Source organism: Agrobacterium vitis, from assembly GCF_037039395.1.
In the GTDB taxonomy this organism is placed as follows: domain Bacteria; phylum Pseudomonadota; class Alphaproteobacteria; order Rhizobiales; family Rhizobiaceae; genus Allorhizobium; species Allorhizobium vitis_E.
Window position 1 is genome coordinate 37,890 of sequence record NZ_CP146241.1, and the last position, 22,104, is coordinate 59,993.

Sequence of the window (22,104 nt, forward strand, 5' to 3'; positions counted from 1 at the left end):
TCCTACGGCAAGTCGATTAGCGTCTCGCCTTCTCCCAAGGCGCAACATTCAATCAAGCTGTATTGACTAGTTCGCATGAATCAAAAGCTAAATAAACTTGTGATGCCTAGCTTCATTCGTAAGAAAATATTGCGTTTGCTGTTTATGAATCGAGAACATAACGCGCGCGGATGTTATCCACCTCGTTGCGGGAGCCAAGGATGACTGCAACGCGCTGGTGAAGCTCGGTGGGCGTCAGATCGAGGATGGGATGTTTGCCGGTCGTGGCCGCTCCCCCCGCCGTCGTTATCAACAGCGCCATGGGGTTTGCTTCGTACAACAGGCGCAAACGGCCTCCCGTCTTCGCGGCTTTTTTTCCAGCCGGATAGAGAAAGACACCGCCTCGTATCAGTATCCTCAGAATATCGGCCACCATTGAGCCCACCCATCGGCTGTTGTATACCTTGTCGCTGTGCTTTGTCGGTCTAAAGCAGGCTGCAACATAGCCAGAGATGGCTTTGTCCCACTGCATTTCTCTGCTGGAATTGATCGCAATTTCCGTCGTATCGACCGGAACTGTCAATCCGCTCCTGGCAAGCTGCCAGACGCCATCTCCGCCTAGTACGAAAAGGTCGACACTTGTACCGAACGTCAGCACCAGACTGGTAGCGGGTCCGTATGCGGCAAAACCCGCGAACACCTGCGTGTTCCCCGGAGACAGAAGAGCGTCTCCGAATGCTGCGGGGATGACGGAAAAGATCGAGCCAACCGTTACATTGACATCGAGATTGGACGACCCGTCAAGCGGGTCGAATATGACGGCAAACCTGCCATCCGCATGGATCGGTGTCTCCAGGTCAAGCTCTTCGGACACTGCATAGGATGCGCCGGCGCACCGGTGACATGCCGCCATGAAGATGTCGTTCGCCAAGATATCGAGCGGCTTCTGAACCTCGCCCTGAACATTGACGCTTTCGGTCGCCCCGGTCAGCCCGTCAAGCGGCGCGGTACGCAACTGGCTTGCGAGCTCGGCGCTGGCGCTGGCAATTTCCGCGACGATTGTGGCGAGATCCGGAGGCAGTCCCGCTGCGACATGCTGTGTGATCCATTCGCCGAGTGTCCTGATCACGAGCCAAATCCGTTCGAATAGCGGCGCGCCATCTCGTCGAGAGGAATTGTCTTGATCTTCTTGGCATTTCCAGCCGTACCAAATCTCTCAAACCGCTCGACGCACAACTCTTCGATCTTGGTTGTCCCGGGTTTGAAAATGGCACGCAGATCGAAGGATGCAGGGTTCGCCTGAAGGTATTCTCGCATCGAACCACTCATTGCCATGCGAAGGTCGGTGTCGATATTGATCTTGCGCACGCCCATCTTGATGCTGCGGACTACCTCGTCAAGCGGCACGCCAAAGGTGGGTGGCATCTCACCGCCACTCGTATTAATGAGCTCTTGCAGGTCCTGTGACACTGTCGACGCGCCGTGCATGACCAGATGCGTGTGCGGCAGCAGTGCGTGAATGGCCGCGATCGTATCGATCGAAAGCGTTTCGCCGGTCGGCTTCTGCGAAAACTTGTAGGCCCCGTGGGAGGTACCGATTGCGACAGCCAGAGCATCGACGCCGGTCGCGGATACGAAATCGGCGGCCTGTTTCGGATCTGTCAGCAATTCTTCGCGGGCAAGCGATCCCTCGAAGCCGTGGCCATCCTCCTGTTCGCCCGCGCCGGTTTCGAGCGATCCGAGTACGCCGATCTCGCCCTCGACCGACACACCGCGGGCATGTGCCAGAACGACGGTTTCGGCGGTGACACGCACATTGTAGTCGTAACTTGCCGGCGTCTTGCCGTTTGCCTCCAGCGATCCGTCCATCATGACGCTTGAACAGCCGTTTTCGATCGCAGACTGACATACGGACGGGCTGCTGCCGTGGTCCTGATGTACGCAGAGCGGCACGGAAGGAAAACGCTCGGCCGCTGCGAGAAACATGTGGCGCAGGAAAACATCGTCGGCGTATTTTCGAGCACTCTGACTGACTTGTACGATGGCCGGACTGTCGGTGCGCTCAGCGGCACACATGACGCCGAGCAGGGTTTCGAGATTGGTGATGTTGAAGGCTGGCACGCCATAGTCATGTTCGGCGGCATGATCGAGGATCTGCCGTAGCGATGTAAGGGCCATGTGGTCTCCGTGAGGATTTGCTTTTGCACGGCGCCGGGGTGGACGGGAAATAGGCCGCGTGACGTCAGCTCGGGAACGTCGCGTTGAGATCCGCGATGGCGTCAGCAGTCAGCGGAGACGTCTTGCGGTCTCCGACGATGAAGAAGATCTTGGCCGTCTCCTCAAGTTCCTCATAAGCATAGATGGCCTCTTCCAATGTCTTCGCCGACACGATCGGCCCGTGGTTGGCAAGCAACATGGCACGATGATCGCGCGCGGCCTCCCGCACAGCATCGGCCAATGCGCGGTCGCCGGGCCGGAAGTATCGCAGCAACGGCATCTTACCCAAACGCATGATCTGATAGGCGGTCAGCGGCGGCAGAACATCGGATGAATCCTCGTGGCAGAGACAGGAGAGTGCTGTCGAATATGTCGAGTGTAGATGAACGATAGCGCCGGCTGCCGGACGCTCCTCATAAACGGCAAGATGAAAGAACGCCTCCTTGGACGGAAGATCGCCCTCCAGAAGCGCCCCATCCGGCGACAGTTTCGATATGCGACCCGCTTCGAGGAATCCGAGGCTGGAATTGGTCGGGGTGACGAGAATATTGCCATCGTCGAGCCGCACCGACAGATTGCCGGCGCTGCCATGGGCAAGCTGGCGTTGATAGAGCAGTGCGCCGAAACGCACCAGCTTTTCGCGATATTCCGCTTCCGTCTGCATAGCGCCCTTCAGTTCTTCAGCGCATCGAGCGCATCGGCAAAAAACGTCGGGCCACCAAAATTTCCCGACTTCAACGCCAGCGCGATACCCCGCCTCTCGCTGACCAAAATCGGCACGCCCGGGTCGATTTCCGGTCCGATCCGCAAGGCACCGAGATCGAGGGCTTGCGCCACCGCGCCCGATGTTTCCCCCCGGCAACCACCAACCGGCGAACGCCGCGATCGATCAACGTCTTTGCCGTTTCGGCAAAAAAGGCATCGAGCTTTTCGGCAATCGCTTCGCGTCCGTAGGTAGCCTGCGCCTTCGCGACATCCTCCGGAGTAGCGGAAGAGTAGGCGAGCGGCGCACGCCCCCGGTTGCGCTCGATGAAGTCCAACACATCACCGATACTGGTGCGTCCGCCCATTATGTCATCGACGCTGATGGCAAGCACCGGATGATCAAGAGCGTGTCTGTCGATCTGGCCGCGCGTCGCGCCTGAGCAACTGCCGGCCAGGATCGCCTCGGGGCCGTCAATTCTCGTAAAGCGATCACTATACCCCTTGGCAAGGCCAGCCTTGATGAAATTGGCAGGTAGGCCGAGCGCTATGCCGGAGCCACCGGTAATGAGCTTCGCATCGGCGCAAGCAGCACCAAGCACCACGAGATCCTCATCGGTCGCCGCATCGGCGATGACCAGTGTCTCGCCCCGCTCCGCACAGGCGGACAAAGCGGCTGCAACGCCCTCTACACCCTTTCTGACGACGCCTGCCGGTACGAGGCCGACGGGTGTCGCTGTCTGCCGTGCCAACCAACGGCGGATATCGGGATCGGTCATCGGCGTCAGCGGATGGTTCTGCATGCCGGATTCGCTCAAGAGCCTGTCGTGAACGAAGAGATGTCCCTGATGGACCGTGCGTCCGACGGTTGGAAAGGCCGGGCACACCACGACGGCTTTGACGCCGAGAGCATTTGCCAATGCTTCGCCGACGGGACCGATATTGCCTTCCGGGGTCGAATCGAATGTCGAGCAATATTTAAAGACAATCTGTTTACAGCCCTGGGCCAGTAGCCATTCCATTGCTGCAAGTGACTGCGCCACCGCGTCAGCCACCGGGACGGAACGGCTCTTGAGGGAAATGACGCCCGCTTCGATATCCGCGGGGACGGGATGTTCGGGGATGCCCATGAACTGCGAGACCTTCAGTCCACCTTGACCGGGGAGCCCCCTGGCCAAGGTGTTGGCGATGTCGCCGGCACCTGTAAAGTCGTCCGCGATAACTCCGAGAAGCATGTCGATTATTCTCCGGAAACGAGGGTGCGCATGCGCAGGACAGCGGCATCCGGTGCCGAAAAGACCGGGACGTCAACGACGGCCCGAACGGCCTTCATGGCACGGGAGGTCGAAAAATGCGCCAGCATGATCGCATCATATCCCGCAAATCTCGGTGCCTGGTCGGCCACCAGCCGGTTGTGGGTGTGGGCATCGCCCTTGCGCAACAGGTCGATCGCGTCAGCGACGACGATCGTCTCCAGCGTCGCGGCCGTCTCACCTTCGCTCACGAACTGCTCGAACTCTTCGGTCATGGTGGAAACGGCGGGGGCAAATGTCGCAAGCATGCCGATGCGGTTGCCGGCGGCAATTGCCTCGCGAAACATCGCTTCATTCGGCTTCAGCACGGGCACCGGCAACTCCGCCGCCATTCTGTCAATCGCCGGGCCGAAAGCAGAACACGTGATGAGGATTCCGTCGGCACCCATCCGGTGCGCATAACGCCCGAAATCCACGAAACGATCGCTCAACTGCTCGGAGAGTTCCGGCCCTTCCTTGGCACGGTCGATCGACAGGCCGTCATCCAACAGATTGACCATCTCAGCCTCGGGCCACAGATGCGTCATGGATGTCTTGATCGGCTCCATCGCAACGGGCGTTGCATGAAGAAGAACAATACGCGGGGATTTTTTCACGACGACAACTCCAGTTAGACGGTGGCGGGGGCAAACCGAGCCACCAGTCCGCCATTTGAATAGGCCTCATGCGCCTCGGATGAGGTCAGGTGCGCCAGGAAGACTTGTGCGAGTTCCGGGTTCTGGGCATCTGCAAAGATGGCGGCCGAGAAATCCGTGGTGACCTGAAGCTCTGCCGGAAATGGCCCAATGACGGCCACGCCTTCGACCGACATCAATTCGCTGACCTGCTGGACAGCGATATCGGCCTCGCCGCTGATAACCTTTTCCCCGGTAAAGCCTGCCGGGATGATGATCGACTTGGCGTTTATCTCGTCGGCAATACCCAACTTTTCAGCGACCTTTGCGAAATAGATGCCGCTCGCACCCGCCCTGGAATAGACAATCGAGCGTGCATCCAGCAAAGCCGCTTTGAACTTTTCAGGCGTGGAGATGTCCGGCAGTGCAGTGCCCGCGCGGGCACCAAGCCCAAAACCGGCCGTCGCGATCGGCGTGACGCTCTGAGTCTGGACAATTCCCGCCGAGGCAAGCTTCGCCATCGGTCCGTCGATCAGTACCACCACGTCGGCCCGCCTACCCGCCTCGATATTCTCCATCAGCACGGTGGTCGGGCTCCACTCAACCTTGATCTGGCGGCCGCTTTCGCGCCAGGCCGGTAGTAGCCAGGTCTTGAACGCCATTTCGACGGCGAGCGTGCTCATAAGTTTCAGGGTCTCGCCCATGGCAGTTCCTTCCGCTGTCGAACGGGTTTTCAGTTGAGAAGATCGGGGGTTATTTCGGACCTGTTCCGCACACCGATCAGCGCCATGTCCCTGTTGATTTCCTCTGTCAGAAGCTGGACGGCATGTTCGACCGCCGCCGCCCCGCCGATACTCGCCGCATAAAGAAGCGGGCGACCGACAAAGACGAAATCAGCGCCAAGCGCCAGGGCTTTCAGGACGTCCGTACCGCGACGGATCCCGCCGTCAATCATGATCGTCATATCTGGAACGGCTGCCACGATCTTCGGAAGCATGGTGATGGGCGCCACAGCATAGTCGAGCTGGCGCCCGCCATGGTTGGATATGATGACGCCATCCGCACCGGCGTCCCTTGCCTTCACGGCATCCGCAACGCTGAGGATACCCTTGACCACCAGCTTGCCCTTCCAGATCCGCCGGATCGCCTCGACATGGCTCCAGGCAAGCTGATCGCGACCATTGATGTTGCGCACGGCATTTTGCGAGAACATCGGCGGACCACGGGTGGCATCCATGTTCTCGAAATGTGGGATGCCGAATTTAAGCACCGTGCGCGCGATCGTGCCAAGAAACCAGGCCGGATGCAGGGCGCTGTCGAGCATGGTTTTTGGCGTGATCTTCATCGGCATTGAGAAGCCGTTACGGGCATTGTTTTCCCGGTTTGATGGTACAGGATGATCGGCTGTCACGACCAGCGTTCCGAAGCCTGCCGCCTCGACACGCTTAACCATCGGTTCGATACGCGCCAGATCACCGGCCAGGTAGGCCTGGAACCAGGCATCCGGGTTCTGGCGATGGACCTCTTCAAGTGGGATGAGCGACGAGGCGCTGAGGATCATCGGCACGCGGCTGTTCTTCGCCGCCTCTGCCAGCGCAAGGTCTCCCCTGTAGGCGACCATTGCGGCACCACCGAACGGACAAATGCCAAAGGGTGCACTGTATTGCGCGCCGAACAGGTCCGTCGCTGTCGTGCGCTTCGAGACGTCCATCATCGTGCGGGGCACGAGAGCGATATCATCGTATCCGCTGCGCGATTGCCGAAGGGCCGACCCCGTTTCCGACGCACCCGAGACAAAACCATAGACCATGCGCGGCAAATGGCGGCGCGCCGCTTGTTCGAAATCGTCAAGCGCGAGCAGGTTGCGAAAACGCCGCGGCACGACTTTGGCGGCGGGAGACACAGGAGCCGTTGGCCGCGGAGCCACGGGTGAAGCCGGTTGAATTTCGCTGTGGGTATTGATGTTCATTGTCGCCTCTCGAACGCTTTTGGTGCGTGACTGAAGAGGCGGACGACTGAAACCCGCCATGCATGCCGAAACCAGCGCTGCGGCAAACCCGTGTCCTCCTCACAGAAGCCTGTTATAGCGGCTGATGGACCTAAGAAAATCTACCTCCACCTTACTTCAAATCCAACATTTTCTTACTTTTGTGTTTGACATCAGGGCTGCGCCGGCTGTTCCTGAGAGAAACAAGGAGGAATTCCATTGGACACCCATTTTCTCGAAAGTTTCGTCGCCGTCGCTGAGCTTGGCTCGATAGCAGAGGCCGCACGCAGGCTCGACCTCACGGCATCCGCCGTGTCGCAACGCATCGGGGCCCTCGAGGCAGAGATGAATATCGAGCTGGTTTCACGTTCGGGCCGAACCGTTCTTCCGACACCGGCCGGCACGGCTTTGTTGCCGGAAGCCAAAAAGGTGCTTCAGGCAATCAGCAATTTGAGATTGCTGGCTGCGGAGGGTACCATCTGGGGGGACTTCAAGATCGGCGTCTTCACCTCCGCACTGACAGGCTTTTTCCCGCCGATCCTCGAGAAGTTGATCGAGGATCTTCCCAATGTGGATTTTTTCCTGGTTCGGGCAGCGTCGGACGACCTTTATCCTCAGTTGCTTCGCAGTGAGCTGGATGCCGCCATCGTCATCAAGCCGAACTTTGCTTTGCCCAAGTCCGTCGACTGGATAGGCCTTCGCAAGGAGGCCCTCATCGCGATCACCCCCGAACATGTGTCTGAACGGGATATCGGAAAACTTCTGAGCGATCACAAGTTCATTCGGTACGACCGCAATAACTGGGGCGGACGCATCGCCAACCGTTTCCTTGAGGATCGCGGGCTGAAGCCAATGGAGCGACTCGAGCTCGATTCTCTCGAAGCCATCGCTGTGTTGGTTGATCGTGGTTTGGGTATTTCCATCATTCCGGATTGGGCGCCCCCGTGGCCGGAAGGGCTCCGCCTTAACAAGATCGTACTGGACACGAAGGACTATGCTCGCGACATCGGCATCGTTTGGCCACGGGCGTCTCCCAAAATGGCGATCATCGAAACATTCGTCAAACACGCGCGGGCGATCTGTGAACTGAAACAGTGCGCCTAACCTCCATTGTTCCCTAACAAAGGAAGGTCTGGGCGTTTTCTCGGAGCCTGTCGCAAATTTCTGTGTTTAACGGTATCTTGACCGTGGCACGAGAAATTCCCGCTCCAGATGTTATGGAGCGTTTCGATGATTCTGAATGCGTTTACCGAAAAGATGAAGCGGCAGTCGAACGACGATTTCAAGGGCCGGCATTTCGAGGCATGGCTGATCCGTACAAGCGGTCACCTGGTATTTGAGATATCCGGTGAGTTATCGAGATCTGGAAGAAATGTTCGAAGAGCGCGGCTTCGAGGTCGATCATAGCACGATCAATCGCTGGGTATTGAGCTATGCGCCGATGATCGAGAAGCGTCTTCGCCAGTTTCGCCGGCCGCATTGCGGATCGGTTCGGATTGACGAGACCTACGTTAAGATCCGCGGCAAATGGCGCTATCTCTACCGAGCCATCGATAAGCATGGCAACCCGGGGGATTTCATGTTGACCGCCAAGCGAGATCTCGAAGCCGCCAAGCGGTTCTTCCGCAAGATGCGGAAAGATCAGCCCTTGTTGTCGCCGAATAAGATCGGCACAGATGGTGCCAATACCTTCCCGTCGGCGATCAAAACGTCGATTGAAGACGGGCTTCTACAGCCCGACCCCGTTCACTATGTGACCAAGCACTTGCAACAAGGCATTGAGAGCGACCATTTCCGTGTGAAGAAGAACATGCCAAAGATCGGCGACTTCCAATCCTTCAACACCGCGAGGCGAACGATTGCCGGTTTCGAGGCATGCTGTGGTTGAGGAAAGGCTTCGGCTTTTCCGGCGGCTGGACAGTGCCGCGGCTTCTGTGGAAGTTTGCGACAAGCCCTGGCAAAACTGTTGGCGGAAAGGCAAGGTGAAACATTCCTATCGTATCTGATAAGTTTGGCTCAAATCGAAAACGATCTGGACGAGAAATCGCGGGCAATGAAAATTTGCGAGGCTCACAGGACATTGAATTTGTCGCTGCCGAACTGAAAAGGGTTATCGTCATCGCAGAGGCGGAAGGGATGAAGATGTTATCCCATCTCTTGTCTCGGACAATTGAAGAGGCCGACCGCGAATTGCGAGATAGACAAGCGCCTCGCTCCGAAAGTTAAAGAGAGGGATGGAAGAGTAATCTTTCGGCTCTTTTTCGTCATCTGGCAAATAGTGGCTATGACACAGAGAAAATTGAACATATATAAAAATATCAACGACATAAATATATGTGTTAAACAGTCTATACTGTCTTTGTCAGACATAAAAAGGATAAAACATTTCGATAAACCCTGATGATTGTCAATATATTCAATTTCTCTGAGCGCTCCTCAAGATTGTAATATAGCGTCTTTAATTTTAACATTTGCTAATTAAGTATTTTTAACCACAGCGTGGCATCATCTCAACAGAAATGGGAGATATGTCTGTGTTCAGCTTTAAGAAAGCAAACCATTCAACTGCGGTTGTTTCCGCTTCAGCGCCATCTGCGCCGCCAACGTCGGAAGCTGCGGAGACCCCGTCTGATGGAAGCATGGTGGCCTGCAGCGACCGTTCGTCGATATATGTCATCAGGACGGATTCGCATCTGTCGGGGGTTGGCGATTCGATTGCGTACATCGATGGGCAGCAAGCTGCTATGGTGATGGCTTATATCTCTCCCCATGTCGATTTTGCCGCAGTCTGTGATCGCATTCGAAAGCGCTGCGGCTCCGTGAAGCTGGTCGCCATGACGACTGCCGGTGAACTTTGTGAAGCCGAAAATGCCGATGGCCCCCTCTATTGTGCCTCCACTGTCGTGTGGGACAATGTGGTGCTGCAGGTTTTTGGTTCCGACGTGTTTGAACAGATATCGATACAGACCATCTCGCTCGCAAACGAGGATATTCGCTCAGGCAGCCCCTCCAAAAGCCATTCCAAGCGCATTGCCGAAATCGTTGGAAATCTCATGCGCATACGACTTCCCTTCGCCATCCGGGCAGACGACACCGTCGCCCTGACTTTTGTCGATGGATTATCGGCCTCTGAAAACTACTTGATGGAAGCAATCTATCAGGCCGGTCGGTTCCCATGCCTGTTCATCGGTGGCTCCGCCGGTGGGAAACTCGACTTCCGCAACACATATATCTTCGACGGCTCGCAGATTGTCGAAAATCATGCCGTCGTCATCTTTGCCAAGATTGCTTCCGGCACCCGATTTGGCGTCCTCAAGAGTCAGAATTTCACGCCCACCGGAAAGTCGATCGTCGTCATCGAGGCTTGCCCGGAAACCCGCAAGGTAAACGCAGCCCTCAATATCGATAGGGTTGAGATCGAGCCCATTGTCACGACGCTCTGCAGGCTGATGCAATGCGCGCCACAGGAACTGTCAGACAGGCTGAAAGGCTACACCTTCGCCGTACGTGTGGATGATGAACTGTTCGTCCGCTCGATTTCGGGCATAGATCTCGAATCCGGCAGCGTCGGTTTTTATTGCGATGTCAATGCAGGGGACGAGTTGCATCTTGTTCGCGCTACCGATTTTGTCGGACAGACCCGCAGTGACCTTGAGCAGTTCATGCGCGGCAAGCCCGAGGCGATCGGTGCGGTCATCAATGATTGCATCCTTCGGCGCCTGGGAAATGACCGTGAGTTGAAAGGACTGAACATGTTGTGGAGGATACCCGCGGCAGGCTTTTCCACATTCGGCGAGCTTCTAGGCATCAATGTCAACCAGACGTTGACCGCGCTGGTATTCTTCCGCGTGTCGGAAGGCGAGGTCTTCCATGATCGCTACGTCGATGATTTCCCCATCCACTATGCCCGCTTTGCCAGCTACTTCACCCAGTCGCGCCTCAGGCAGCAACAAAGCATCAATGACATTCGCAACAAGCTGATCGGTCGCCTAATAGGGTTCATCGGTCAAACCACCAATCTGGCCTCGCAGTTGGATGATGTGGTTGGACGGACAGACGCAGCCCGACAAAGCGTTCAAGGCATCCGTCACGAAATGGAAGAACGCATCGCCGCCGTGTCTTCCGATGCCGAAGACGGATTACTGGAAGCCGAATTCCAGAAAATGGCAACCACAACCCGCCAGCTTCATGACATTGTGGAGGTGATAGACAAAATCACCATGCAAACCAATCTTCTGTCACTCAACGCAACCATTGAGGCTGCGCGCGCCGGAGAGGCGGGGCGCTCGTTCGCCGTAGTTGCAAACGAAGTGAGGGCTTTGGCGAGCACCACTAAGTCAACACTCGACAAAAGTCGTGAGGCGCTGGCGCAGGTCGAATCAAGCATCCACATATTGGGGAGCAATGTCAGGCACTCCGAGACCCGTATTGCCGCCGCACGCGAGGGATATGGCGCGATCTCCGGGCAGTTGACAAGCGTCTTTTCCGGCTTTGAAAAGATCGATGGAGCCATGTCGGAAGTCGAGGGAATGGTGAATTCGCAGCGCGATATGATGGCGAAGATCGACAGCGACATTGAGCGACTCCGACGCATCGACGGTTAGGTGATGTCATGCGTCGCGTCGATCCAGGCGTCGAACATCGTTCTCACAAGGAACTTCTGAACAAACGGGCGGAAAAACTCCCATCAGTCAGTCGGCCGAAGGGAGCGGATTATGAAGCGCTTCAAATCAGCGCGAGCACTTCAGTGTTTAGCATCCATCCACGGCCCGATCGCAAACCTCTTCAACGTTACCCACCATGATATTCTATCCGCCTATCATTGCGAACAGCGAACAGCAGTCATGCAAGCTTGGCGCCAAATCGCCGCCTTCACGCCGTATAGGCCAGGGCCTCACGCTCATAGATGGTTTCACGGCATTAAGTTTACGTGCGCGCGAGCTCATGCGGCTGAGTTCGGCAACGGTGTGACGTTATTTGCGCTAGTTGTTGAAGGAGCGTGCTACGTTCATGATGATCCCCTTTCGTGAGATCTCTTGACGCTAGCAACCATGCTTTGGTTCCAACGTCGTTTCGATGATTAGAATACAGGCTCTTGGCCGTCGGTCGATAAGGTACAAGATCTCAGGCCGGCCGCGCGTCCAAAGCATGAGTCTTCTCAGAGGCCTGTCAAAGGGGTGCCCATCAAACCTGGAAGCGATCGACGGCGCATCGAGGACACGAACCGGCTGAACTGGAACAAATTGCCGCTTGGATGCTTCTCAGTCTCGAGGTCGCGTGCCGTGTCAACCGGACGTGACAGGGATGATGAACGCAAGGATTTTTCCGGTTTCTTCTTGCGGCCAACGAAATGGCAGTCGAGCGTCCCACCTGTCCGGCCCGCACCTCAGCTCCGTCGTCATTCGACGCGGATGTCGGGGTGTACTGGGGACTACCATGGCTAGCGACAAGCTCACAACCTACAAGAAGAAGCGAGATTTTCAGAAGACGCAGGAGCCGAGCGGCCAGGCAACGCTGGAGGCGTCGAACCGTAGGCGCTTCGTCATCCAGAAACATGACGCGACGCGATTACACTACGATCTCCGCCTTGAGCTCGACGGCGTCTTCAAATCCTGGGCAGTGACGAAGGGACCTTCGCTCGATCCGCATGACAAGCGTCTTGCCGTCGAGGTCGAGGATCACCCTCTGGACTACGGTGACTTCGAAGGTACGATTCCGAAGGGCCAATATGGCGGTGGCACTGTGATGCTCTGGGACCGCGGCTACTGGGAACCGGAAGGCAACAAAAGCCCGGAAGAGTCACTGGCCAAGGGGGATCTAAAGTTCACGCTCAAGGGCGAGCGCCTCGACGGCAGCTTCGTCCTCGTGCGGATGCGCAATGACCGTGACGGCGGCAAGCGCACCAATTGGCTATTAATCAAACATCACGATGAGTTCTCCGTCGAGGCAAACGGCGCGGCAGTCCTGGAGGAGAGTGTAACCTCTGTCGCTTCCGGGCGGACAATGGAAGCAATCGCCGCTGGCAAAGGCAAGAAGCCGAAACCGTTCATGGTTGAGAGTGGCGGCGTGCAGGCGGATGCGGTCTGGGACAGCAACCACGGCCTTGCAGCGGAAGAACGCAAAGCGGAAACCAAAAAGAAGCCGATGCCGAAAAAGGCTGCCAAGCCCGCAATGCCCAGCTTCGTCGCGCCACAACTCTGCGAGACACGCGAACGTCCACCCACCGCGGACGGATGGATTCATGAAATCAAGTTTGACGGCTACCGGATCCAGATGCGCATAGAAAACGGCGAGGTCACGCTCAAAACCCGCAAGGGCCTCGACTGGACGGGCAAATATCCTGCCATCGCTGCCTCAGTCGCAAACCTGCCCGACGCGATCATCGATGGGGAGATCTGCGCACTCGATGAACACGGCGCGCCAGACTTCGCCGCACTGCAGGCGGCACTGTCTGAGGGAAAGACCGATGCGCTGGTCTACTTTGCCTTTGACCTGTTGTTCGAGGGCGAAGAGGACCTTCGGCGGCTACCGCTGACCGAGCGCAAAGATCGGCTGCAGACATTGCTGAACGATGCAGGTGACGACCCACGCCTTCGCTTCGTCGAGCATTTCGAAACTGGAGGCGACGCCGTATTGAAATCGGCCTGCCGCCTATCGCTGGAAGGCATCGTTTCCAAACAAGGCGATGCACCGTATCAATCCGGTCGAACCGAGACCTGGGCCAAGTCCAAATGCCGGGCCGGCCATGAGGTGGTGATCGGCGCCTATGCCAAAACGAATGGCAAGTTCCGCTCGCTGCTGGTCGGCGTCTTCAGGGGCAACCACTTCGTCTATGTCGGCCGGGTCGGAACCGGCTATGGTGCAAAGGTTGTCGATACGATCTTGCCGAAGCTCCGCGACCTGGAAACCACCAAGTCGCCGTTCACAGGCATCGGCGCGCCGAAGAAGGACCCCGACATCGTCTGGCTGAAGCCGCAGCTCGTCGCCGAGATCCAGTTCGCTGGCTGGACGACTGATGGGCTCGTACGTCAGGCAGCATTCAAAGGCTTGCGCGAGGACAAGCCGGCGGAGGAAGTCGTCGCCGAGAAGCCTTCTTCACCGGTAGAAGCCGACGTGCCTGATCCCCAGGCAGAGGCCGAAAATCCGGCCCCCGCCAAATCTTTCCGGAAGGGGGGCAAGGCAAATGTCATGGGCGTATTGATCTCCAATCCTGAGAAGCCGCTGTGGCCCGATGCTGGCGACGACAAGCCGGTGACCAAGGTCGATCTCGCAACCTACTACGAAGCCGTCGGACCCTGGCTCATCGACCACATCAAAGGCCGGCCGTGTTCGATCATCCGAACCCCCGATGGAATCGGCGGCGAGCAGTTCTTTCAGCGCCATGCCATGCCCGGAACGTCGAACCTCTTGGAACTGGTGCAGGTGTTAGGCGACAAGAAGCCCTATCTGCAAATCGATCGCGTCGAGGGCCTCGCTGCGATCGCGCAAATCGGCGGTGTCGAGCTGCATCCCTGGAATTGTGAGCCGACACTGCCAGAAGTTCCAGGCCGCCTCGTCTTCGACCTCGACCCCGGGCCGGACGTCCCCTTCTCCACCGTCGTCGAAGCCGCCCGCGAGATGCGCGACCGGCTGGAGGAACTTGGGCTCGTCAGTTTCTGCAAGACCACCGGCGGCAAAGGGCTTCATGTCGTGACGCCGCTTGCGGTGGCCAAGGGCAAGCAACCCGGCTGGCCCGAGGCGAAGGGTTTTGCGCATGATGTCTGCCTGCAGATGGCGCGCGAGAACCCGGAGCTCTACTTGATCAAGATGGCGAAGAACCAACGCGATGGCCGCATCTTCCTCGACTATCTGCGCAACGATCGCATGGCGACCGCAGTCGCACCGCTATCGCCGCGTGCCCGTCCCTGTGCCACCGTGTCGATGCCGCTGACCTGGGCCCAGGTGAAGACGGATCTGAATCCGAAGCACTTTACCATCCGCACCGTGCCGGCGCTTCTTGAGAAGACGAGCGCCTGGCAGGACTACTACAGCGGACAGCGCTCACTGGAGCAGGCCATCAAGCGGCTTGCCAAAGCGATGAAGCAGGCCGCCTAAACGCGCAAACCTTCAGATACAATAACGCTGATCGAGTTCTTTGAGGGCAGACTGCACTTCATCGATCGAGATTGGTTCTGGTGTTCCCGGCAAATAACGGAGCGCTGGATTGGAATCGACAGCGTAAAAGTCCGACGCCCAGGCGGCAAGGATCTCGCGCTTGTCATCGACGGAAAAAATCGGCGCTCTTACCACGTCGATTGGCCGCTGAAGCCGCATGCCATGAGGCAGAACCGTTGGTCCCATCACATTGTCGGCGGCCTGCTGGAGCATATCGTGCATCATCGGACCACCTCACAGCACGTGCGGATCTTTGTCTCGCCGCAGGCGCGATGCAGCAATCGCGTTCGTTTCAGGCGCCAGAAGATCGTGTTTCTCCGCAAATGCGGCAAACAGACCGCGTGCGGTTTCCGCTTCGATTTCACCGCGGAGCGCGGCACTGCAGGCCTTGAGTGCGATCGAATGTGCAGTGTCTCGCATTGACGCCGGCCAGTCGACGAGATGCCGGTAGGCGTCCATCACGCTAGAAATCTCAGCCGGAAAGCCGAGGCCAACAAGAATGGAAACAGGCTGTCTGAACATATCGGGTTTCATCGCTCTCTCCTTCCCAACCCGGAATGTTGATAGGCGCCGCCGCGACGGCGCCCCCTTGTCGAGCAGGCAATGTCGATTAAGCCGCCTTCTGCGCTTCGATCTGCGCCGGAGCAGCAGACGCCAAAGCTGGAGCGCTTTCGATGGTGATTTTTCGCGGCTTCAGGGCCTCTGGGATCTCGCGGACGAGATCGATCGACAGCATGCCGTTACTCAGATCCGCCCCGTTCACCCGGACATGGTCGGCAAGCTCGAACCGATGTTCAAACGGACGGCCGGCAATGCCGCGATGTAGATAGCCCTCGGTGGATGTCTCCTGCTTCTTGCCGATTACGGTCAGAAGGTTGGACTGGAAGGTAATGTCGAGATCGTCCTGGGTGAAGCCCGCCACCGCGATCGAGATCCGGTAGCTGTCGTCACCGGTCTTGACGATATCATAGGGCGGCCAGTCGCTGATCGAGCGGGCACGCTGGGCGTTTTCCAGAAGGTTGAAAACCCGATCGAAGCCGACGCTCGAGCGGAATAGCGGTGCATAGTCATAAGATGTTGCCATAGCCATATCCTCCTTGAAGCAACATGGGTACGGAAGCGCCGAAAGCGGCCCTTCCAGCAGGCCAGCCCCGTCATCAGCGGCTGGCAGCAAAGGATTTGGTTTTTGGCAATTTCCGATTCAAGAGCAGGGCCTGAAAAAATTTACTTTCGCCCCTGCCAGCAAGATTGTTCAATCGCCAGCTAGCCGGGCGTATAGTGTCAGGCCCGAAGTTGCTTCGCCGCTTTCCCGGCGATAGGAACCGTATCCTCGCACATCTGAAGATGACCAGACGTAACGATGATCTCGACTGGCGGCCATCGATCGCGAACTGTAGTGGCGAGCTTCAGACCGTCCATGCTACCCCACATGTTGCTAACGCCACGATTAGCTTCCAGTTTCCGAATGCGGCGCTGCAACAGGCTTGGATTCGGGCGATCCTCTGAACCGCAGGAAAATCGACAGCACCACGATCACAGCTGTCGATAGGAATTCAGATTGCCAATTCTGAAAGGATTCGAACCAGAACTTCGGACTGGCAAGATGCTCCATTAGGGACTGTGCTGGCTGTCCATGCATGGTGGCCTCCGTATTTTCAGCCACCATACTGTAACGGAGGTGAAGAATAAAACTGACAATGAATAGGAGCGCAAGCGCTATGCCCAGCGAATAGGAGTAGAGCCTTAGCACCCATCCTCCAGCTCTGACAGCCCAGGGGGCGTCCGGTTCCCCAGTACACCTCAAGGGATTTTTGTTCTGAGATGCACTCTCGTCCGGATCTTTCGATTCCGCAGAGCCGCGCTGGAATAGTATCGCCGTCAGCATTACGTATGCTGACATTTGCAAAAACTCGCTTTCCCAGTTCTCGAGGATGGCTGACAGGAAGTGTCCGGACAGGGCGTAGGCTGCGAGCGACAGTGGTAAGCCACCATGCGAGACGATTTCTTCGTTGTTGACCTGCCATCCCGTCAAAAGCATTCCGGTGATGGTCGCGATGGTCAGCATCAGAAGAACGATTGTCAGACCATTGTCTCTCAGTATCCGCATGCCCTTTCCTCCCTCTACAGCAGAAGTATGAAAACGTCATTCTCGCGCGCAGGGTTCCGACGTACCCTCGGTGGCATCGGCATCTGAAGATCGCACCGGACTGCACCCCCAAACCACCACCTATTCCTCTTCGCCCGGATATTGCGATTGCTGCAGCAAACCGGCGAGGTGTGCCGTGTTTCGCGCGAGCATGGATATCATCGTCTGAACGGTTTCGGGCGTCTCTTTCAAATCAACAAAGTTCGTCGAACCCATCGCCTCGCCAACCCAGTAGGCCACGGCGTTTGCTGGAATGGTGAAGCCGACGTCATTGAGCGCCTGAAACAACTCCGCTGAAATATGATGAGCTCCATCCTCGTTTCCGACCACGGCGACAGCGGCAACCTTGCCGTAGGAAACCATCCGGCCTTGATCGTCAGTCTCCTCCAGAAAGGCGTCCATCCGTTCGAGCGCCCGCTTGCAAACGCTTGTGGGCTGACCGAGCCAAATCGGTGTTCCCATCAGCAAGATATCGGCTTCGAGCACTTTTGTACGGATCGTCGGCCATTCGTCCCCCTCTCCTTCATCGGACGTCACGCCCGGCTTGATATTGTGGTCTGCCAGCTGGACGGTTTCGGTTTCAACCCCGAGCTTCTTGAATTCCAGGGCGATTAACTCGAGCAATTTGCCGGTTGAGGAATCCTCCGATGAGTCTGACGACTTGAGCGTGCCGTTGAGGGCCAGAACTTTGAGGGGCATGAATAACTCCTGTTCACGGAAATATTAGGGTTGATTTTATCGCGGCAAGGGTGCGCGCTTCACGTTTCGATAGCGTCGAGATCGCCGTCAGAATTGGCTGAGATCTCAGCCCGCACGGTGCCCTGCCACCAGACGAGATGTTCGGTCGCTCGGTCGGTTGCCTCCCGCGTGTCGCCAGACATTGGATGCCCATGGTTCGGAAAGCAAAACGGATGATGGATCTACGGGCGGAAACAACCCAGAGCGCCCAACCGCAGTTTCACGAAGCGGTCTTATTAGAGGCCGAACCCTTGTTGACAACTGGGTCGCTGCCCCCCCGTTGGCATCGCGGTTCTTATCGGGATTGTCTTTCGCCGGCATACATCCCCTGGCGATATTTTCCCGAGGCCCCTCCCGACGCAGCAATTGATCCGTGACGCCAGGTCCACCGTCCTTGGTGAATTCATACCCATATTTGTTTCTCCTTTGATCGGAACTAACTGGGGGAACGATTGAAAGTTCCGACCTGCGCTGGGTTCTGATCGTCAAATCATCCAGTGATAACGGCAGAGCTTCGCAGCAAGAGAGACTGATAGGTGGGCGGCATATCCTGGCGCTCAGCCAGCCTTTCTTGACTTTAGCTCCTTGGCCACCGACTTCTTCAACGCGTCCATAATGTTCACGACGTTGCTCTTTTCCTCGCCATCTTCCTTCGAAGCCTTGGCCTTGCTGGGCTTCTTTGCCTTCTTCTTAGCCGCTATTAGCTTCAGCAAGCTTTCCTGGATCGGATCAGACACCATCTCGGGTGACCAGTCTTTTAGGCGTTTTTTGATGACTTTCTCGATCGCCGATACGCCTTTCGCATACGAATCCTTTTCGATATCGGTGAAATATTCATTCTCCGGGCGGACTTCGTCGCCGAAGCGAAGGGCCCAAACGACGATGCCTTCGCCGCGTGGTTCAAGCACAACGGCGCGTTCGCGGCGGCCCAGGACGACACGAGATACTCCAACAACGTCCTCCGCCTCCATAGCCTGCCGGATCACAGCGAAGGCCTCATCACCTATCTTGTCATTTGCGGTGAGGTAAAAAGGGGTCTCTAGATAGACCCATTCAATGCTTCCGCGCGGCACGAACTTCTCGATGTCAATCGTGCGGACCGTCTCCAGCTCGACGGATTCCAGCTCTTTGTCGGTCAAGATGACGTAATCGTTCTCACCCCGCTCGTAGCCCTTCGCCAGGTGATCGTCCTTCACTGGCTTGCCGGAGACACTGTCCACATACTGGGAGAGAACTCGATTGCCGGTGTTTTTGTTGAGTGTGTGGAAGCGAACTTTCTCGGACTCAGATGTCGCCGGGGTCATTGCGACGGGGCAGGTAACGAGTGAAAGCTTGAGATAGCCTCTCCAATATGGGCGACGTGTTGCCATCGATCAACTCGCTTTCTTCTGTGTCTGCTTCGCCCGGCTCTTGGTGGACTTGGATGCGGTCGCCTTCTTTCCTGAATTGGCATTGGCGGCCTTCGGCTTCTTCTCCGAACGCTTATCCAGCCCGGCGCTGTCTCGCAGCGCCTTGAACAAGTCGTTTGGTTTGGAAACCTTGATGGGCTTCGGCTTCGGAAGGGCCTTGCCTTCCGACTTCGCCTTCAGCAGCGCGGCAAGTGCATCCTCGTACCGGTCATCGAACTTCGCTGGCTCGAAGTCCCCCTTCTTCGTATTGATGATGTGCTTGGCCAGATCGAGCATTTCGGCTTTGACCTTGATCTTCACCACGTCTTTGAAGGCTTCCGTGGGAGAGCGGACTTCATAGTCGAATTTGAGAGTGGTTGCGATGAGACCCTTGCCGTGAGCCCTGATCAGGACAGTCCGCATCCTGCGGAATAAAACCGTCCGGGCGATGGCCGTGGCACTTGTTTTACGAAGGGCATCCCGGATGCTGATAAAGGCATCTTGATCCACATCATCGACCGGCACCAGATAATAAGGTTTGTCAAAATAGACGTCATCGATCTTGCCGCAGGGAATAAAAGCTTCGGCTTCGAGCATCTTGTCGGAGTCAGGCACGACCGCCGCGATGTCCTCGGGATCGATCATGATATAGTCGCCGTTGCCGGTCTCGAAGCCCTTCACCTGTTGGTCGCGTTCCACGATCTCTTCGGTCTCGTTGTCGATAAATTCACGTTTTAAGCGGTTTCCGGTGCTCTCGTTTATCATATGAAAGCTGATCCGGTCGGAAGTCGAAGCAGCGGTGTAAAGGCCAACCGCACAGCTGAGATCCCCGATCTTCAGATGACCCTTCCATTGAGCGCGATGTGCTACCATTCTGCGTCCTCCAAACCGTCGCCTCAACTAACCAAAATCAAGGATATTTGGTTCCGACACCCGCTCAGATAACGACTTCTGGTGAGGGAGACCCCGAGATGGCTCCCGAAGCCGCGCCGTCAATTCTTTGATGCCATCCCTGACAAGAGCCGAGAAAGGAACTGCCGTTCGTCGGCCACGGAGTCAGCGTAGAGCTGCAAGCTGACCAGGTCGAATTCCAGGAGGCCTTCTATGATTTCTATCCGGCGAAGTCTCAGGGCAATGTCTCGACGCTGATCTGCGCTTCGCCCGTTGGAAAAACCAGCTGTCATCGCCATATTTCCACCAAGCCGCCGGTTGAGCCATACAGAGCGTCCATGTCAGGCACTGGCAGTGACGAGATTTTCTCTTGCATCTCTGCCGTTGCCGCCAACGTCTGAATATCAGCGTGCTGGTCCTTCGGGTAAGCGCCCACGACCTGGAAGTCTGGCGACGACCCCAAGTTTCGATGGCCTGTTCCAGCCGGCAAGATGAGGCAATCCCCTTTGGAAACTTTGAATTCTCGGCCATCGGGACCACCGAGAAGGAGTGTAGCGCTACCGCTTCCCACTCCAAGCACCTCATGAGCACCAGTATGGTAGTGATGATAATCGAAAACGCCGTCTCGCCAAATTCCGGTCCAGCCATTCCCGGAGAACGCAGCCTCGAACCCGGATGACCCGGCCTCCGTCAAAGCCGCTTGATAGATCAGGACTGGTAGCCGCTGATTGTTCGGCACCCATTCACTTTGCTGGAAAATGACTTTCTCGACGTTCATATGGGACCACCTCGGCAGATAAGATGCTTGATGTCTCAGGAAGAAGGCGGAGCGATCTTAATCCGCTCGGCATCTGATGCTCTCCGTCACAGGTATAGATGCCGGTAAGGTCAATATGTTCCCAACTCGGTGAGATGAGCTTCAATAGAAAATCTCGGTTGGTGTAACGATCAGTATTCCGATCTCAAGACGAACTCCTCCGCGCTTGCCGCACCATGCTCTGCGCGCCGGACATGTCAGATTGAAGTCGAGCATCTGACGATGCTTCGGCAAGCCACTGCCCGTCATCACCTTGAACGTTCAATCCGAAACGATCCTCTTCCTTCATCGTGGTGAAGGTCGACTACGGCATTAAATGATCACCAAGCCGCCGGAAAAATAGGGTGCCGTCGAACGGAACGAACATAAAGGCCTAAAGGAGCGCAATACAATGGCGCCTGCGGTTAGGGCGCGCGCCTACAATTTGCATTATGCCGCCTCACGGACAGATACCACGATCTCGCGTCCAAGGGCTGCAAGGGCGTCGGCCATGACGCCGATCTTGGAAGCGTGGTCGGGGTCCAGGAGGCGCCGGGCTTCGTTCTCGGATTTGCCGATCCGACGCCCCAGCTCCGTCTTTGATATTCCAGCCTCACGGAATGCCTGGATAAGGGCAAGCTTGGCAGCTACATCCGCCTCGACGGCAATCGGGTGGCCTTCGGTGGCGACGGGGGCGGGAAGGGGGCGCCCTTCCTGAATGATGCCGCGCAAGGCAAGCCCGAGGGCCTCCTTTGCGTTGGCTGCGGCTTTCTTCATGTCGTCGCCGGCGGTGATGGCTTCCGGCACGTCCGCAAAGGTAACGACGAAACCGCCGTCTGGATCGCTCTTGAAAGAGGCTCTATAGGTAAATTGCATAGGCGGAGGCCTTTCTCGGTTAAGTGACAATCCTTCCCCCTCAAGGGTCTGGCATCATTTGATGCCAAGCTGTTTCTTGATGAGGCCTGCGTATAATGGGGTAATTTCGCCGGATTTGATGGTGGTGGTCTTTCCGTTGAGAGTTACCCGTTAGTGCGAGCCTTTCCCGTTGTCTTCGAAAATCTCAAACTCCCAACCGTTTGATTTAGCGATTTTTCGAAGCTGTCTGAGAAATTGATCTCGTTTCATCCTGTCTCCGCACATTTTTGTGCGGAGCACAAGAGAATGCGCACAAAAATGTGC

The 22,104-nt window shown here is 56.8% G+C and carries 19 protein-coding genes and 5 pseudogenes; 5 read left to right on the forward strand and 19 right to left on the reverse strand.

The window, feature by feature from the left end; all coding sequences use genetic code 11:
- Positions 1–142: 142 nt before the first annotated feature.
- The 7 genes and pseudogenes from V6582_RS00200 to V6582_RS00235 all read right to left on the reverse strand — a co-directional run bounded on the left by V6582_RS00200 (position 143) and on the right by V6582_RS00235 (position 6,794).
- Positions 143–1,108 carry a class 1 fructose-bisphosphatase gene (locus V6582_RS00200; RefSeq protein WP_156634473.1) on the reverse strand — a complete coding sequence of 322 codons (966 nt, stop codon included), beginning with the start codon at positions 1,106–1,108 and terminating at the stop codon, positions 143–145.
- Complete coding sequence (gene fba / locus V6582_RS00205) at positions 1,105–2,157, reverse strand: class II fructose-bisphosphate aldolase (RefSeq protein ID WP_156634472.1); 1,053 nt, start codon at positions 2,155–2,157, stop codon at positions 1,105–1,107. Before fba ends, V6582_RS00200 begins: the two co-directional genes overlap by 4 nt.
- A gap of 64 nt (positions 2,158–2,221) precedes the next feature.
- Entirely contained in the window at positions 2,222–2,860 is a 639-nt protein-coding gene (gene otnC, locus V6582_RS00210) for a 3-oxo-tetronate 4-phosphate decarboxylase (protein WP_156634471.1), read from the reverse strand.
- A gap of 8 nt (positions 2,861–2,868) precedes the next feature.
- Positions 2,869–4,133 (reverse strand): annotated as a pseudogene (gene otnK, locus V6582_RS00220) (3-oxo-tetronate kinase).
- Between the two features lie 5 nt (positions 4,134–4,138).
- On the reverse strand, positions 4,139–4,759 hold the full coding sequence (locus tag V6582_RS00225; RefSeq protein ID WP_156634469.1) for an aspartate/glutamate racemase family protein: 621 nt from the start codon (positions 4,757–4,759) through the stop codon (positions 4,139–4,141).
- 62 nt (positions 4,760–4,821) lie between these two features.
- Complete coding sequence (locus V6582_RS00230; protein WP_156634468.1) at positions 4,822–5,529, reverse strand: molybdate ABC transporter substrate-binding protein; 708 nt, start codon at positions 5,527–5,529, stop codon at positions 4,822–4,824.
- A 29-nt stretch (positions 5,530–5,558) separates the two neighbouring features.
- Positions 5,559–6,794 (reverse strand): alpha-hydroxy acid oxidase, encoded by a 1,236-nt coding sequence (locus V6582_RS00235; protein ID WP_156634467.1) that lies wholly within the window; start codon positions 6,792–6,794, stop codon positions 5,559–5,561.
- A 237-nt stretch (positions 6,795–7,031) separates the two neighbouring features.
- Here V6582_RS00235 and V6582_RS00240 point away from each other — a divergent pair, with 237 nt between their 5' ends.
- From V6582_RS00240 to V6582_RS27485, 4 genes and pseudogenes are all read left to right on the forward strand, one after another.
- Entirely contained in the window at positions 7,032–7,916 is an 885-nt protein-coding gene (locus tag V6582_RS00240; RefSeq protein ID WP_156634466.1) for a LysR family transcriptional regulator, read from the forward strand.
- Positions 7,917–8,042: 126 nt separating this feature from the next.
- Positions 8,043–8,798 (forward strand): annotated as a pseudogene (locus tag V6582_RS00245) (IS6 family transposase).
- A 542-nt stretch (positions 8,799–9,340) separates the two neighbouring features.
- Positions 9,341–11,416 carry an FIST N-terminal domain-containing protein gene (locus V6582_RS00250; RefSeq protein WP_349508860.1) on the forward strand — a complete coding sequence of 692 codons (2,076 nt, stop codon included), beginning with the start codon at positions 9,341–9,343 and terminating at the stop codon, positions 11,414–11,416.
- Between the two features lie 11 nt (positions 11,417–11,427).
- Positions 11,428–11,680 (forward strand): annotated as a pseudogene (locus tag V6582_RS27485) (IS6 family transposase); the annotation flags it as partial.
- Positions 11,681–11,746: 66 nt separating this feature from the next.
- On the opposite strand, the pseudogene V6582_RS00260 reads toward V6582_RS27485, so the two are convergent.
- A pseudogene (locus tag V6582_RS00260) lies at positions 11,747–11,824 on the reverse strand (DUF1127 domain-containing protein); the annotation flags it as partial.
- Between the two features lie 424 nt (positions 11,825–12,248).
- Between V6582_RS00260 and ligD the strand changes: the two are divergent.
- Positions 12,249–14,906, forward strand: a complete 2,658-nt coding sequence (gene ligD, locus V6582_RS00265; protein WP_156634464.1) for a DNA ligase D — start codon at positions 12,249–12,251, stop codon at positions 14,904–14,906.
- A 12-nt stretch (positions 14,907–14,918) separates the two neighbouring features.
- Here the strand turns inward: ligD and V6582_RS00270 are convergent, their stop codons facing one another.
- The 11 genes and pseudogenes from V6582_RS00270 to V6582_RS00320 all read right to left on the reverse strand — a co-directional run bounded on the left by V6582_RS00270 (position 14,919) and on the right by V6582_RS00320 (position 21,801).
- On the reverse strand, positions 14,919–15,191 hold the full coding sequence (locus tag V6582_RS00270; RefSeq protein ID WP_156634463.1) for a hypothetical protein: 273 nt from the start codon (positions 15,189–15,191) through the stop codon (positions 14,919–14,921).
- 9 nt (positions 15,192–15,200) lie between these two features.
- Positions 15,201–15,500, reverse strand: a complete 300-nt coding sequence (locus V6582_RS00275) for a DUF982 domain-containing protein (protein ID WP_156634462.1) — start codon at positions 15,498–15,500, stop codon at positions 15,201–15,203.
- Between the two features lie 76 nt (positions 15,501–15,576).
- Positions 15,577–16,050 carry an Hsp20 family protein gene (locus tag V6582_RS00280; RefSeq protein ID WP_156634461.1) on the reverse strand — a complete coding sequence of 158 codons (474 nt, stop codon included), beginning with the start codon at positions 16,048–16,050 and terminating at the stop codon, positions 15,577–15,579.
- 197 nt (positions 16,051–16,247) lie between these two features.
- A pseudogene (locus V6582_RS00285) lies at positions 16,248–16,400 on the reverse strand (response regulator); the annotation flags it as partial.
- 13 nt (positions 16,401–16,413) lie between these two features.
- Positions 16,414–17,073, reverse strand: a complete 660-nt coding sequence (locus V6582_RS00290) for a DUF6766 family protein (protein ID WP_156634460.1) — start codon at positions 17,071–17,073, stop codon at positions 16,414–16,416.
- Positions 17,074–17,193: 120 nt separating this feature from the next.
- On the reverse strand, positions 17,194–17,811 hold the full coding sequence (locus tag V6582_RS00295) for a flavodoxin family protein (RefSeq protein WP_156634459.1): 618 nt from the start codon (positions 17,809–17,811) through the stop codon (positions 17,194–17,196).
- Between the two features lie 59 nt (positions 17,812–17,870).
- Complete coding sequence (locus V6582_RS00300) at positions 17,871–17,993, reverse strand: hypothetical protein (RefSeq protein WP_272950809.1); 123 nt, start codon at positions 17,991–17,993, stop codon at positions 17,871–17,873.
- A gap of 414 nt (positions 17,994–18,407) precedes the next feature.
- Complete coding sequence (locus tag V6582_RS00305; protein ID WP_156634458.1) at positions 18,408–19,220, reverse strand: Ku protein; 813 nt, start codon at positions 19,218–19,220, stop codon at positions 18,408–18,410.
- A 3-nt stretch (positions 19,221–19,223) separates the two neighbouring features.
- The gene (locus tag V6582_RS00310) at positions 19,224–20,111 is read right to left on the reverse strand and encodes a Ku protein (protein ID WP_156634457.1); all 888 of its coding nucleotides are present in this window, start codon (positions 20,109–20,111) and stop codon (positions 19,224–19,226) included.
- A 307-nt stretch (positions 20,112–20,418) separates the two neighbouring features.
- Complete coding sequence (locus V6582_RS00315) at positions 20,419–20,907, reverse strand: cupin domain-containing protein (protein WP_156634456.1); 489 nt, start codon at positions 20,905–20,907, stop codon at positions 20,419–20,421.
- Positions 20,908–21,375: 468 nt separating this feature from the next.
- Positions 21,376–21,801, reverse strand: a complete 426-nt coding sequence (locus V6582_RS00320) for a type II toxin-antitoxin system HicB family antitoxin (protein WP_156634455.1) — start codon at positions 21,799–21,801, stop codon at positions 21,376–21,378.
- Positions 21,802–22,104 lie beyond the last annotated feature (303 nt).